This is a genomic window from Enterobacter sp. H2G27 (assembly GCF_054403075.1).
This window is the reverse complement of the sequence record NZ_JBSVSI010000001.1, coordinates 1,216,075-1,229,700: the sequence shown is the minus strand read 5'-3', so window position 1 is coordinate 1,229,700 and position 13,626 is coordinate 1,216,075. Positions and strand designations below refer to the sequence as shown.

Sequence of the window (13,626 nt, the reverse complement as noted above, 5' to 3'; positions counted from 1 at the left end):
AGCATCACGTGCCGCAACGCATTCTGGTGCTCGGCGCCAGCGGGTATATCGGTCAGCATCTCACCGCGGCGTTAAGCCAGCAGGGACATCAGGTGCTGGCTGCGGCACGCAACACCGAACGCCTGCAAAAACTCGGTTTGCCTGGCGTTACCTGCCACAGCGTTGACCTCAACTGGCCGAAGGAACTTCCCGCCCTGCTGGAAGGGGTCGACACGCTTTACTACCTGGTGCACAGCATGGGCGAAGGCGGGGATTTCATCGCCCACGAGCGGCAGGTGGCGATGAACGTTCGCGATGCGCTACTGCAAACCCCGGTTAAGCAGGTGATTTTTTTAAGCTCGCTTCAGGCTCCCGAGCATGAGCAATCCGATCATCTGCGTGCCCGCCAGCTGACGGCTGAGACCCTGCGCGGCGCCAATATTCCCGTCACCGAACTGCGCGCCGGGATCATCGTTGGCGCAGGCTCCGCCGCCTTCGAAGTCATGCGCGATATGGTCTACAACCTGCCCGTACTCACGCCGCCGCGCTGGGTGCGTTCGCGCACCACGCCGATTGCGCTGGAGAATTTGCTGCATTATCTGGTGGCCCTGCTGGATCGCCCGGCGGAGCAGCACCGCGTGCTGGAGGCGGCAGGCCCGGAAGTGCTGAGCTATCAGGAGCAGTTCGAACATTTCATGCACGTCAGCGGACGCCGCCGCTGGCTGATCCCCATCCCCTTCCCGACCCGCTGGATTTCGGTGTGGTTTTTGAATGTGATCACCTCCGTGCCGCCGACGACCGCCAAAGCGCTTATCCAGGGGCTGAAGCACGATTTACTGGCGGACGATCGCGAGCTGCGCGCCTTAATTCCCCAGGAGCTGATCCGCTTTGACGATGCCGTGCGCAAGACGCTGAAAGAAGAAGAACAGCTGGTGAACTCCAGCGACTGGGGTTACGACGCTCAGGCGTTTGCCCGCTGGCGCCCGGAGTACGGCTATTACCCGAAACAGGCGGGCTGCACGGTGAAAACCAACGCCAGCCTGGCCGCGCTGTGGGAAGTGGTGAACCAGATTGGCGGCAAAGAACGGTATTTCTTCGGTAATATCCTCTGGCAAACGCGCGGGGCGATGGACCTGCTGGTGGGCCACCGGCTGGCAAAAGGCCGCCCGGAAAACCCGTATCTTGCGGTGGGCGACACGGTAGACAGCTGGAAGGTGATCATCGTCGAGCCAGAAAAACAGCTGGCGCTGCTGTTCGGCATGAAAGCCCCGGGGCTGGGTCGACTCTGCTTTACCCTGAAAGACAAAGGCGATTGTCGTGAACTGGACGTCCGCGCCTGGTGGCATCCCCACGGAATGCCGGGTCTGTTCTACTGGCTGTTGATGATCCCTGCCCACCTGTTTATCTTCCGGGGGATGGCGAAACGCATTGCGCAACTGGCAGAACAAAAGACGGAAAAGATCTAAATAAAACTCTCTTTCTTTCACCTTTCCCATTGCATAGCGCCGTAATTCACGAAAGAATGCGCACGAAATTCTTTTCAACACAGTGGATTGATATGAAGGTACTGGTTACCGGGGCGACCAGCGGCTTAGGCCGAAATGCGGTCGAATTTCTGCGCAACAAGGGCATCAGCGTCAGGGCTACCGGTCGCAACGAAGCGATGGGAAAACTGCTGCAAAAAATGGGCGCAGAGTTCGTCCATGCCGACCTGACGGAGCTGGTCTCCTCGCAGGCGAAGGTGATGCTCGCCGGTATCGACACGCTGTGGCACTGCTCCAGTTTTACCTCCCCGTGGGGAACCCAGGAAGCCTTCGATCTCGCCAACGTGCGGGCTACCCGCCGTCTGGGTGAATGGGCCGTTGCCTGGGGCGTGCGTAACTTTATTCATATCTCGTCACCGTCACTCTATTTCGACTATCACCACCATCGTGACGTGCAGGAAGATTTCCGCCCTGCTCGCTTTGCCTGCGAGTTTGCCCGCAGCAAGGCGGCCAGCGAAGAGGTCATCGACCTGCTGGCGCAGTCAAACCCGCATACCCGCTTTACGGTCCTGCGTCCGCAGAGCCTGTTCGGGCCGCACGACAAAGTGTTTATTCCGCGCCTGGCGCAGATGATGCACCACTACGGCAGCGTGCTGCTGCCGCGTGGCGGCGATGCGCTGGTGGATATGACCTATTACGAAAACGCCGTCCACGCCATGTGGCTGGCAAGCCAGCCGGACTGCGATAAGCTCATCTCCGGTCGCGCCTACAACATCACGAACGGCGAACCCTGCACGCTGCGCAGCATTGTGCAGCGCTTAATTGACGAGCTGCAGATCGACTGCCGTATCCGTTCTGTTCCCTATCCAATGCTGGATATGATTGCCCGCAGCATGGAGCGCTTTGGCAGTAAATCAGCCAAAGAGCCTGCGCTGACGCATTACGGCGTATCGAAGCTTAACTTTGATTTCACGCTGGATATTTCGCGAGCGGAGAGTGAACTGGGTTATAAACCGGTTGTGACGCTGGATGAAGGGATTATGCGCACCGCGGCGTGGCTGCGGGATCACGGGAAGCTTCCTCGGTAGATCGGGCCCGACATTTTTACGATGAAAAAAAGCGGCAACCCGAAGGTTGCCGTTTGTCATTTTGCTGATTACAGCGCAGTCCAGGCGTCCTGCCATGCAATCCCTTTACCAGGCTCGTAGTAGGATGGCGCGTTATTGCACCAGCCGCTGTACGGGTAAGGTTTGCACTGGAACAGCTGGCCGCGGTTGTTAACGATATCGCCTGCTTTCCATTTGGTTTTGGACGTCCAGGTTGGGTAAGTCCCGGTCTGGCCGCCGCTGGCCTGTTTAGGCTGTACGTTCAGCGTATAGCTGGTGCTGCTGCTCAGCTCGCCGTCACTGACGGTCAGGTTGATCTGATACTGCGTCGCCGCGGCCACGTCTGGCGCATTGAAGGTAATAATCGCTTTATCTTCGCCGCTTACGGTCTGGCCGTTCGGAGCGGTCCAGGTATAAGTCAGGTGGTTACCGTCTTCGTCAGTCGAGCCAGACGCGTTCAGAGAAACAGATTTACCCGCTTCAACCGCCCCCACCGGGCCGGAGATTTTTGCTACCGGCGCATGGTTTACAGGCGCTGGCGTATTATCGTCTGGCACCGGCGTGGTGTTGCCTTCGTCCGTTGGGTCGACAGGGGTCGGTGTTGGCGTCGGGGTTGGCGTGACGCTGCCGCCGTCGGAAGTCCCGTTTTCACCTACCACGTTCACATTGAAGTAATGCTTCACGCATTTGGTGTAGTCCCCCTCTTTAAAGGCGCTGAATGGCGTCTGGTAACCCACCAGCTGGCAAGAGTAGGTCTGGCCTGACGGAGTATCCGCGCTCCATCCCCAGTCCTGTTCCCAGTAGATCTTCAGCGCGCCGGCACCGCCTTCGTCGAACTGTTTCATGTTGGCGCAGCCCAGCACTTCGTTAGAAGGAACTGGTACTTTCAGGTAGTTGGCGAACTCTTTGTAATATTTGATACGGTTTTGAGACTGGGCAATCTCAGTCGGGCCGCCACACTCCACGCCGCCGTTGATGATCTGCGTGGTCACGCCGAAGCCTGGTACCAGACCATTCGCCTTATCGTGATCGTTCGGCTGCCATGTGCCGTCGATAACCTGCAGCATGCTCGGTTTTGGCGGCTGCGGGTAGGCGAAGAAGAAGATCGCGGAAGCAAGGTTCAGCCAGGTGTCCGCCACCAGCTCAGGTTTGTCCAGCAGTACACGGACGTCGCCGTACATCGCTTCAGAGAACGGGCCGTAGTTGTAGTTATAGGAGAGCTGTTTCGCACCGCGACCAAAGTAGCTAACGAAATCGCCATCTTTGTCTTTACCGCACGGCCAGGTCTGGCCCTGCCAGACATCCGGGTTACATTCACCGTTGTAGCCGCCCTTCTGACCTTCGCTCCAGCCCATCTCACGCACGTAGACCAGCGCCTGTCGCCACTCGGCTTCCGGACGCCACGACTCGTGGCCGCCGGTTTCCTGCGCAAAGTGCGCAAACATGGTTGCCAGAGACTTACGGCAGATGGCATCGCTGTTACGACCATCGGTATAGGTCTGGCACAGTGCCGGGAATTTACCGACCGCTTTCAGGAAGTTGCTGTAAGTATATTCCGGCGCACGCAGTGGGAAGAGATAGTCCCAGTCGCTGGCCTTGATAATCCCTTCCACGCGCTTGACGTTTTCCGGGTTTGTCGATTTACCCGGCTCAATTTGTTCCACCAGGCTGTTGTCCAGCGTGCGGATGGTTGACTTCACTGAAGCCATAAGCGGGAAGTTGGTCAACTCCTGCTCTTTCTTCTGCAGATCGCTGGCCTTAACGGTGTAAGGTTCGCTGCTGGCCTGCAGCAGGGTTGCCTGAGCCATAAAGGGTGCAACGCATGCGCCCGCGATAAGAACACTGAGTAATGTCCTTTTGTTCATGTCAATAGTCCTCTTAATTATATTAAGGGTCAATAAAAGTTAATTTTTTCGCGGTTTATTTATTAATCATTTAATAAATAAACCCGGGAGCAGTTTCGTTTTATGAAGAACACCAGTCGGTACTCTTCAAAAAACAAAAATCAATAATAATAACGGTTGCGGGTGCTACGTTTTAACTTCTGATATTTATTCCAGACCTTGCGGGCATAGACCATGCGCTGCGCGAAATTCTCTTTTTTCAGACCCGCGTTATAGGCGCCGACCGCCTCCCAGTTATAGCCATAAATTTTAATCATTCCGGATAATATCGATGCGCCAACCATAATCGAGATGCAGGGCTCGGTAATTAACCGGTATTCATTAATGCCTTTGCGCTCCAGCTCGGAAAAATGTGAGCTGTTAATCTGCATCAGTCCGACATCACGCGTGCCATCATGATTCAGTCCAATCGCATTGGGATTCATTCCCGATTCAACATTAGCAATGGCATATAACAGATAAGGATCCACATGATAATAACTGGCGGCTTTATCCCAGCAGTTGGCAAAGACGCTATGGCTTATTACCAGCAACAATAAAAATAACGTTTTCATTTTCAGTCCGGCTCTTTTTCATTGTCTCCTTACGCGGTTATTACTCTTTTCCTGATTTACGGCCCACGTCCGTCTCGGGACGTGGACCGTAATAGCGGGCAAATTTCTTACCCGCATCGTTATAGCAGTGGCTTACTGGCAGTCAGTCGCCGGGCCTTTTTTCACCCATACATCGCTGCTACCTGGTTTATCACCCTTCGTCCACCATTTCGCGGTGTAGGTGTAACCGTTGTAGGTAGTGGTGTCGCCGCCGTTATAAACCACGTCGGAGCGCCAGTTGAATTTCACCTGACTTACCAGCTCCCATGCATCCACACCGAAGCCCGGCTGGTTGCCCTGAGTCCAGTATTTTGCTTTCCAGACCAGGTTGTCGAAGCTGACGGTATTCCCCGCGTTGTAAACCTTACTTGCGCTCCAGGCAGCATATTTACTGGCGTTGGCGTCAACAGGCTTATCGCAGCTATTGGTGGCAGAACCTTCGTCAGATGGCGTGTTGCCTTCATCTGATGGGGTGTTACCTTCGTCAGATGGCGTGTTGCCTTCATCGGATGGGGTATTTCCTTCGTCAGACGGCGCGTTGTCTTCATCGGATGGGGTGTTGCCTTCGTCAGACGGCGTTTCCGCTGCTTTAGGCGTTACCGTCACCTGTACGTTAGTCTGTACGCTGGACTTGCCATCGCTTACCACCACGGTCAGCGTGTAAGTTGATTCCGTGTCCACGTCCGGTGCGGTGATGTTCAGGTTCGCGGTGTCTGCGCCTGTCGCCTGCATATTCGCAGGAACGCTCCAGGAGTATGTCAGCGCGTCGCCATCAGGATCGTTAGCCTGAGCGTGCAGAGAGTAGCTCTGGCCCGCTTCCAGCGTCACGGCTTCCATCTGGTTCACAACCGGCGCCTGGTTTGCTTTCGGCGCTTTGTTCACGACCTGGACGTCAGCAGTACTGCTCAACCCTTTCGCGTCAGTAACCGTCAGGCGGAACGCCAGAGTCTGGTTACTGGTGACAGCGGCAACGTTGAAGGTCGCTTTCGCTTTGGTGCTGTTGGTGATAGTCACCGACGGGCCAGAGATCTGCGTCCACTTGTAGGTGATGGCATCGCCATCCGGATCGGTGGAAGCCGAGCCATCCAGGGTCACCGTCGCCGGACCGGTTACGCTCTGGTCAGCGGCAGTCGCCACAGGCGCATGATTGGTCACGACCGGATCAACCGGCGCAGCGCCGCCGCCTGTCAGGCTTTCATTCATCGCGTTCAGAATGTCTCCGGTATCGGAGTCGATAGACCAGGCAAACAGACCGCCCAGATTTTTCGCCAGCACATACTGACCTTTCGCCGTTGCGGAACGGGCATCTTCATAGGTGATCAGATCGCCGGTGGTTTTGTTAAACAGATACGGCGCTTCAGCGGTAGTATCATAGTTATATTCCCAGCCCGCTTTACCTTTGTACTCGTTAACGATCTGACGATAGTCAACCACGCCCGGTTCCCAGGTCCCTTTCACCATGCCCGTTGCCGTGCCGGTGAACGGGTTGTTATTGCTGTAACCGTGAACGCCGGTCCAGCCGCGACCATACATGGCCGTCCCCACGACAATTTTGCCAGGCTGTACCCCCTGCGCGAGCAGTGCATTCACGCCGTTTTCGGTGGTGTAATTAGTATCCGGTTTGTTCGCCGGCGCACGCAGTGCCGCCTGGTGACCCAGATCGGTGTTGCTCCAGCCGCCGTAGAAGTCGTAGCTCATCAGGAAGATGTGATCCATGTACTGCTGTGCAGTGGTGTAATCAACGTCTTCAATTTTGTCGCTGCCCGAGCCGATTGCTGAGGTCAGTTCAAAGGTACGGCCGGTTTCGGCTGACAGTTCATTCATCATGGCGCGCAGTTCGCGCATCAGTGCGGTATAAGTCTCTTTATCCTGCTGCGGGTTGCCCAGCGTTTCGTTCTGACCGCCGCCGCCCGGGAATTCCCAGTCGATATCCACACCGTCGAAGAATTTCCAGGTTTTCAGGAAATCTTTAACGGAAGCCACGAAGCGATCGCGGATCGCTTTGTCATGCATTTTGAAGAACGGATCGGAAAGGGTCCAGCCACCGATAGAAGGCAGCACTTTCAGGCCCGGGTTGGCTTTCTTCATTGCCATCAGCTGGCCGAAGTTACCTTTGTAGGGATCGTCCCAGCCGCTTACGCCAGTCTGAGGCTTCTGCAGTGCGGCCCACGGGTCGTGGATCGCCACCTGGAAGTCCTGACGGCCCGCACAGGCGCGCTTAAGCGCTTCGAAGCTGTTACCGCCCTCAATGGTTTTCAGGCTGTCGTTGATGCCGTCGCCGCCGCAGATTGGAATGAAGCCATACAGAATGTGGTTAAGGTTAGCCGCCGGGATTTTGTCTACGGGGAAGTTACGGTCGTAAACACCCCACTCAGGGAAATAGGCACCCACCACTTTATCAGTGTGCTTAGAGAGGGTTTTGTTATTTTCCTGCATGGTGGTGTTAAGTGGCAGCAGATGGCTACCGTCGGTATCCGCGACGATAATCAGTTTGCTGGCGCTGGTGCTGCAGCCGCTGGCATTGCAGAGCTCAACCGTTTCCTGATAACGACCACCTTTCTTCACTTTAAACGTAGCCGTGCCGGACATGCTGCCTGCGCCGGTCCAGACGGTTTTGCCGTCGAGCAGCACTTTCGCTGAAGTCGGCGCCGCGCCGCTCCAGACGTCCCACTGCACTTTAACATCGGCGCCATCATGGACTTTGACGAGGTTGTTGTAAGCAGAAGCAGACTGATCAACTTCAACAATGGCAAATTTATCATTACCACTGGCGATCGTTGCTTTACCGGGCACTGCTGCGAACACCGGGCTTGCAGCCGCTGCAACGAAGAGTGCCAGATATTTAGGCTTCAGAAATTTCATTATTTGATCCTGATAATACGATTTGTGAAATTAAATACCCATGCTTTTCCATTAAACATGGACGAACGTTATTGACTGATAAATTAATCGTGAACGCTTCAGGTTCACGAAAGACCTTCTTATTATTACGCCGTACTTTCCCCCACTCATAAAACCTTCAACAAATATTTTATTGCGGAGAGGAGAATACAGCGGGGAATTTAATTTTTCCTTTCATTCCCTCAATGAAAAAACCTCAAAAAAAACTTGACTGCATTATTTAAAAGATGAAATGGAGAATTTGACAAATAAAGACAGCCAGCCCGGAAAACGCAATATATGGGCCAAAGGAAATAAGGTTATTTTTATTCTCAAAGGGTTTTAAAAGGCAATGCATAATGATGCCCCCCAGCGCCGCGATCAGCAAAATAGAGGGTAACGCCTGCCATCCGCACCACGCGCCTAGCGCCGCAAGCAGCTTAAAATCACCATAGCCTAACCCTTCCCGGCCGGTCAGCAGGCGGAATGCCCAGTAAACCAGCCAGAGCGACAGATATCCCGCCACCGCGCCAAAGATAGCATCGGTCAGCGGTAGCGTCCGGAACAGGGCATGGAACATCAGCCCCGTCCACAGCAGCGGCTGGGTCAGGCAGTCCGGCAGCAGCATATGGCGCGCATCGATCACCGCCAGCGGCAGCAGAAAACTCCACATCACCCACAGCGCGATGAGCGCCGAAAACGACGGTGCCAGCGCGGCGCTGGCGGCGAAAAAGGCAGCGCTACAGACTTCCACCAGCAGCAGCCGCAGCGGAATCGCGCTATTGCAGTGTCGGCAGCGACCGCGCAGCGCACACCAGCTAATGATGGGAATATTTTCCCACGCGCTCAGGGCTTGCTGGCACTTCGGGCAGTGAGAGGCGGGAAACAGCAGATTGCCTGCCCCCTCTTCTTCCATTACCAGCGGCGGAATACGCTCCGCGACTACGCCCAGGAAACTGCCGAGGATTGCCCCCAGCGCTCCGCTCATCACGCACAGTCCCGGCAGATTCGCTTGCTGCAACAGCATTAGCGGGTTCATGCGCTTTTCGCCCAGCTCAGCGTAACGCGTGCCTTCACGTCACTCTGACGATCCACCGGCGTTAACGCGAGTTTCTCCAGGTGTATACCGGAAGAAACGTTCATCTCACGCAGCCAGTTTTGCAGGGCAGAAATGTTGACGCGCTCGACAACAAAGGTTAGCGACTGCTCTTCCTGACGCACGTCTGTCAACGCGACGTGCACGACTTTGGCACTTTCTTCCACCACGCTGCGCGGATTCGGGGTATTGACTATTCTGGACTGGAGATGGTTTTTATCAATTTCCTGGCGCATCCAGTTCAGCGTCTGCTTCTGCTTAAATAACACGGCCTCGTTATTTTTGATCAGAGTATCGAGCGGCATCATCGCGCCGTAATAAACCATCGCACAGCAGAGTGCCCCGCCGCAGAGTTTAAATAAATTACGCTCGCGTGGACTATAATTTTGCCAACGGTTTTTTAACTGGGCTATTTGCGTTTTCATTTATAGCTCCCGGTAATAATGGCGGTATATGGCGCCTCGCCGGAAATCGGCTGCATCGCAAATTCAAAGGTATCGGCGCTGCGGGCGACAAAATCCTGCAGGGTCTGTTTATCCATGGATTTCACATTCAACGTCAGCTGATTTTGCGTTTCGTCATATTCCACGTTATTGATCTCCAGAGACGGCAGTGACTGCTTGATTTGATTCAGCGCTTCGAGCTGCAGGAAGACCCCTTTCTTAGCCTTGCTGATATTCTGCCCGACGTAGTACTTCAGGTTGCTGGTCTGGCGCAGGGTCGGGAAATAGTGCTGCGCTACGGTGGTCATCTCACGGTGGATCTCGTTTTGCTGGTGAGTGAGCATCAACGCCATACCTACGCGGGGGCCGATCAGCAGGCCGACACAAACCAGCGCCGCCGCAGCGAGGGCAGTTTTCGCGTGGCGAAAACGCGGGCCGCTGGCGCTGCGCCCGGAAAACTCTCCGTGCAGCATGTTGATACGACAGCCCTGCCACTGGGTCTGGATCAGCACCAGCGGATGCTGCCACGCCAGCAGCTCATCCACCTGTACCTCCTGCGGCGCATCGCCATAGCAGCACACCTCACCCGTCGGGCATTTACTCAACAGCAGCGGCAGCAGGACCGCATCGGCTTCGCCAGCGCTGCTGGGAGAAAAACGCAGCCAGTAGCTCTCTTCCAGGCTCACCAGCGTAGTACCCCCTTCGCTCACCGGCAGCAGCCAGGCATCCGGCAGCGCCTGGACCACCGTGAGCCCCGCCTGAGCGAACAGCTCAAGCCAGTGGCGCAGACGTTCAGCGTCGATGGCCACGGCATCCACTTCTGGCCCCTTTTTGTTCAGCACCGTCCAGTGCAGCGTCTCCACCTCGCCGAGCAATGTCTCTTCCGCCATCCACGAGAACTGCGCCGTCTGGGCTGAAAGTCCTTTTTTCGGCAGGGTAAAATGACGAAAAATCGTCTCGCTCGCCGGCAGCAAAAGGCACACCTGCTGAGAAAGCGGATGACAGGAAAGTTCGCTCAGTGCGCTCCAGCCCGTCAGATATTCCACCCGATCGTTACCGGATTCACACCACCAAATTTTGCCGTCCTCACGGGTATCGGGACGAATAAAAAGCACCTTTTTCATCATCTTCTACTTATCTTATTCAACCATTCGGTAGCGGCGTTGCCAGGTAACGACCTTGCCAGCCTCACTGTCAACGTGAAGCTGGCTGACGACGCGCAGCGTTAAATCATCGGTATTGCCGGTGGTATCCACCCGAAAATAACGACTGTTGACCGCAACCCTGTCCTGAATCTGCGCCAGGATATCTTTGGTCTGCGGATAGTTGCTCTCCAGCACTTTGCTGAATGCCTCCAGCGACTCCCAGCCCTCTTCCGGGCGTGAATCGATCAGGCGGGCAGCATCGTCCGTGTTTAACACGCCGGTAAAAACCGCCGCCAGCAGCGGCGACTGTTCTCGTGTTAAGGTATTCACATTTATGGTGCCATCCGTATCCGGCAAGGCGCACAGCAGTTTGCTGACCTTCGGCCATGCGGCCTGCGGAAAGGCGGGCAGCAGTCTTATTTCATTGATGGTGCGCATCATTTGATTCGCCGGACCACGGGCGGGCGTCACGCTCGCCCAGGCATCGGCCTCCTGGCCCTGTTTCGCCGTCACGTCGTCGGCGTCAAGATAATCCACCAGTTGCTGGTAAATCTCTTCTGCCGCCAGCGTACCGACGCCGCCTTCTGCCAGCAGCTGTTCGACAATCTGCTCTTTGACCGGTTTTTCCGGCAGCGCAGTGGCGTCGGCCGGGGCCGCTGGCGCCGCGTCAACGGCCAGCAGACTATTGACGTTAAAGCAGGTCCGGGCATCCTCCACCTGACTCACCACGGTGTAATTATCCCCGTGGGTTTCCAGGGGCTGGGCCCAGTCACCTCGCGGCGACAGCCCTGCCCCCTCTGAACTGGCCGCTTTCTGCAATACGTTTTCCAGTACCTTCTGTTGACGGGCAATGGCCCAGCGCAGCGTCTGCTGGCTGACCTGATAATGCGTTTTTTGCAGGTGGCGGCAGAACTGCTGACTGATTTTCGCCGCCAGGGCGGACATCATTACCAGCAGGATCAGCACCACCAGTAGCGCCACGCCACGCTCTTTCCGCGCAGGTTTGCCGCTCATGAACTCACTCCTGGTTGTGCTGCCGTATCGGGCTGCGGGTTGGTTACGGGCTGCGCCGCATTCTCCGCTGCCGGCTGCGCCGGATCCGCATTCGTCTCTTTTGGTGCGGTCTGGATCTCAGGCATATCGCCGGGAGTGATAAAAACCCAGCGCCAGGTTTCGCCGTTTTCCATAGTCAGATTCAGCTCAACGCCATCAGGCTGATGGGCGATGTCGGTCCATTTCTCCTGCCAGCCTTCGTGCCAGAAACGCCATTTCATCGCTTTCACATCGTTCAGAATCGGTACTTCTTCCGGCTGCGCGCTGGCGGTGCCGTCGATAGCAGCCCAGACGTTGCGCCACAGGCGCTTGTCCTTTAACGTCCAGCTCACCCGCTCTAGCTGCACCTGACCGCTGATACCGTTAAGGGTTGTCATTTCCAGACCATTCTGCTGCTGAACGAACACCTCGCCGCTGTTGCGCGGCGCGCGCGCCTGCTGCTGATAAAAGTCGCGCGAAAGCAGATTGTACGTGCGCTGAAGCGCCGTCACTTTTGTCGCCGCCTCGTCGCTGGCCGTCGAGGTGCGCATCGCGCCGTCGAGAATTTGCCAGGCGAGAATGCTGATCACCGCGAAGATGGCCAGCGCAATCATGATTTCCAGAAGGGTAAAGCCCTGCTGACGCTGCGCCTTACTCACGATCCACCTCCGGTTCGTCGAGCTGAAGTGCCACCACCGGTTGCGCATCGCTTCCTTCGCTGTAAACCCGTACCTCATCGGCAAAGGTATTTTCGGCGGTTTTCACCCGCTGGATATGCCAGGTCCAGGTTTGTCCGCCCATGGTTTCGGTTCCTACCTGCTCGGCATCCGGAAAATCGGTCTGAGCAAGCTGCGCTTGCGCCAGTTGATTTTCCGCCACCCAGCCGGCCTGCAGTGTTTCCGACAGGCTGTGGGTAAAGCGCACGTTCAGGGTGACGGAGTTCATGAGCGCCAGCGCCGCGGTGGAGAAAATCACCAGCGCCACCATCACTTCCAGCAGGGTCATCCCCTGCTCTTTGGTTTTGCGTTTAGTCATCGTTTTCCACCACCACGGGAACAGAGCCCTGTGACGTCACGTGAAAGCGCTGCTTTTTATCCAGGCTTTCGAGGCTGAGCGTGAAGCGGCTAAGCTCGCCGTCCGGCAAAAAAATGATTTGCGGTTCATCGTCCAGCGTGGCCGCCAGCGTTCGCGGCGAGAGGGAGACATGCATCTCCTCAGGAAACTCGCCGCGGGTCGCGATCCGTCCCGCCTTTAGCGGTGCCCAGTGGCGTTCGCCGTTATTTCCAACCTGTGTCACCAGTTCAAATTCTGACGAGGTCATCACCAGCCCGACAATATTTCCGTCCATTACCGCACGGTCAGAACCATATTCAACGAGGGATTTTAGCTGCTGACCAAATGTATCTGCGCCGCTGCGTGATGGAATGGTGGTGACCACCATCATGGCGCTCAGGGCGAATATCACCAGCGCCACGATAATTTCCAGCAGGGTAAATCCACGTTGCTTATTCATTACTTATCTTTTTTATCAAAAGACCAGTTGCTGATATCGTCGGCAGTATTCGCTTCTCCATCCGGACCGGCGGAGAAAATATCGACAGCGCCATGCTCACCCGGGCTGACCAGAATATAGTCATTGCCCCACGGGTCCTGCGGCAGGCGGCGAATATAGCCGTCGTCACGGTAGCCTTTCGGAATGGGCGCAATTTCAGGTTTGGTCACCAGCGCCTGCAACCCCTGCTCGGTGGTCGGATAGCGATGGTTGTCGAGCTTGTACATATCTAGCGAACCTTCCAGCGCCACAATATCGCTGGTCGCTTTCTGAATATCGGCTTTTTCTTTATTGCCCATTAAATTAGGCACGACCATACTGGCCAGCACACCGAGAATAACGATAACTACCATTAATTCGAGCAGCGTGAATCCCGCCTGACGCTTCAGGCTATTCTTTTTCAAAGACATGA

At 55.9% G+C, this 13,626-nt stretch carries 13 protein-coding genes; 2 read left to right on the top strand and 11 right to left on the bottom strand.

The window, feature by feature from the left end:
• Positions 1–8 precede the first annotated feature (8 nt).
• Positions 9–1,445 (top strand): SDR family oxidoreductase, encoded by a 1,437-nt coding sequence (locus ACW9E7_RS05775; protein ID WP_458727389.1) that lies wholly within the window; start codon positions 9–11, stop codon positions 1,443–1,445.
• 92 nt (positions 1,446–1,537) lie between these two features.
• A complete protein-coding gene (locus ACW9E7_RS05770; RefSeq protein WP_115876045.1) occupies positions 1,538–2,551 on the top strand; it encodes an NAD-dependent epimerase/dehydratase family protein in 1,014 nt (337 codons plus the stop codon).
• 68 nt (positions 2,552–2,619) lie between these two features.
• Here ACW9E7_RS05770 and ACW9E7_RS05765 read toward each other — a convergent pair whose 3' ends face one another.
• From ACW9E7_RS05765 to gspG, 11 genes are all read right to left on the bottom strand, one after another.
• A complete protein-coding gene (locus ACW9E7_RS05765; protein ID WP_458727388.1) occupies positions 2,620–4,434 on the bottom strand; it encodes a chitinase in 1,815 nt (604 codons plus the stop codon).
• A gap of 140 nt (positions 4,435–4,574) precedes the next feature.
• Entirely contained in the window at positions 4,575–5,027 is a 453-nt protein-coding gene (gene iagB / locus ACW9E7_RS05760) for a type III secretion system invasion protein IagB (RefSeq protein WP_458727387.1), read from the bottom strand.
• A 132-nt stretch (positions 5,028–5,159) separates the two neighbouring features.
• The gene (locus ACW9E7_RS05755; protein WP_458727386.1) at positions 5,160–7,928 is read right to left on the bottom strand and encodes a glycosyl hydrolase family 18 protein; all 2,769 of its coding nucleotides are present in this window, start codon (positions 7,926–7,928) and stop codon (positions 5,160–5,162) included.
• Positions 7,929–8,187: 259 nt separating this feature from the next.
• Positions 8,188–8,985, bottom strand: a complete 798-nt coding sequence (locus ACW9E7_RS05750; protein WP_458727385.1) for a prepilin peptidase — start codon at positions 8,983–8,985, stop codon at positions 8,188–8,190.
• Positions 8,982–9,467, bottom strand: a complete 486-nt coding sequence (gene gspM / locus ACW9E7_RS05745) for a type II secretion system protein GspM (RefSeq protein WP_115874608.1) — start codon at positions 9,465–9,467, stop codon at positions 8,982–8,984. Before gspM ends, ACW9E7_RS05750 begins: the two co-directional genes overlap by 4 nt.
• The gene (gene gspL, locus ACW9E7_RS05740; protein ID WP_271367685.1) at positions 9,464–10,609 is read right to left on the bottom strand and encodes a type II secretion system protein GspL; all 1,146 of its coding nucleotides are present in this window, start codon (positions 10,607–10,609) and stop codon (positions 9,464–9,466) included. The genes gspM and gspL overlap by 4 nt, the downstream gene beginning before the upstream one ends.
• Before the next feature lie 15 nt (positions 10,610–10,624).
• Entirely contained in the window at positions 10,625–11,644 is a 1,020-nt protein-coding gene (gspK, locus tag ACW9E7_RS05735; RefSeq protein ID WP_111963897.1) for a type II secretion system minor pseudopilin GspK, read from the bottom strand.
• Positions 11,641–12,321, bottom strand: a complete 681-nt coding sequence (gspJ, locus tag ACW9E7_RS05730; RefSeq protein WP_458727384.1) for a type II secretion system minor pseudopilin GspJ — start codon at positions 12,319–12,321, stop codon at positions 11,641–11,643. Before gspJ ends, gspK begins: the two co-directional genes overlap by 4 nt.
• Positions 12,314–12,697, bottom strand: coding sequence for a type II secretion system minor pseudopilin GspI (gspI, locus tag ACW9E7_RS05725; RefSeq protein WP_136194601.1), 384 nt, complete (start codon positions 12,695–12,697; stop codon positions 12,314–12,316). The genes gspJ and gspI overlap by 8 nt, the downstream gene beginning before the upstream one ends.
• Entirely contained in the window at positions 12,690–13,175 is a 486-nt protein-coding gene (gspH, locus tag ACW9E7_RS05720; RefSeq protein ID WP_136194600.1) for a type II secretion system minor pseudopilin GspH, read from the bottom strand. Before gspH ends, gspI begins: the two co-directional genes overlap by 8 nt.
• Positions 13,175–13,624, bottom strand: coding sequence for a type II secretion system major pseudopilin GspG (gspG, locus tag ACW9E7_RS05715; RefSeq protein WP_111963893.1), 450 nt, complete (start codon positions 13,622–13,624; stop codon positions 13,175–13,177). Before gspG ends, gspH begins: the two co-directional genes overlap by 1 nt.
• Between the last annotated feature and the right edge of the window lie 2 nt (positions 13,625–13,626).

Bases quoted from the DNA above. Each gene is read 5' to 3' on its own strand.
- ACW9E7_RS05765 (WP_458727388.1), bottom strand. From the start codon at position 4,434: ATGAACAAAAGGACATTACTCAGTGTTCTTATCGCGGGCGCATGCGTT.
- gspH (WP_136194600.1), bottom strand. From the start codon at position 13,175: ATGAATAAGCAACGTGGATTTACCCTGCTGGAAATTATCGTGGCGCTG.
- ACW9E7_RS05770 (WP_115876045.1), top strand. From the start codon at position 1,538: ATGAAGGTACTGGTTACCGGGGCGACCAGCGGCTTAGGCCGAAATGCG.
- gspM (WP_115874608.1), bottom strand. From the start codon at position 9,467: ATGAAAACGCAAATAGCCCAGTTAAAAAACCGTTGGCAAAATTATAGT.
- ACW9E7_RS05750 (WP_458727385.1), bottom strand. From the start codon at position 8,985: ATGAACCCGCTAATGCTGTTGCAGCAAGCGAATCTGCCGGGACTGTGC.
- iagB (WP_458727387.1), bottom strand. From the start codon at position 5,027: ATGAAAACGTTATTTTTATTGTTGCTGGTAATAAGCCATAGCGTCTTT.
- gspK (WP_111963897.1), bottom strand. From the start codon at position 11,644: ATGAGCGGCAAACCTGCGCGGAAAGAGCGTGGCGTGGCGCTACTGGTG.
- gspG (WP_111963893.1), bottom strand. From the start codon at position 13,624: ATGTCTTTGAAAAAGAATAGCCTGAAGCGTCAGGCGGGATTCACGCTG.
- ACW9E7_RS05755 (WP_458727386.1), bottom strand. From the start codon at position 7,928: ATGAAATTTCTGAAGCCTAAATATCTGGCACTCTTCGTTGCAGCGGCT.
- gspI (WP_136194601.1), bottom strand. From the start codon at position 12,697: ATGACTAAACGCAAAACCAAAGAGCAGGGGATGACCCTGCTGGAAGTG.
- gspL (WP_271367685.1), bottom strand. From the start codon at position 10,609: ATGAAAAAGGTGCTTTTTATTCGTCCCGATACCCGTGAGGACGGCAAA.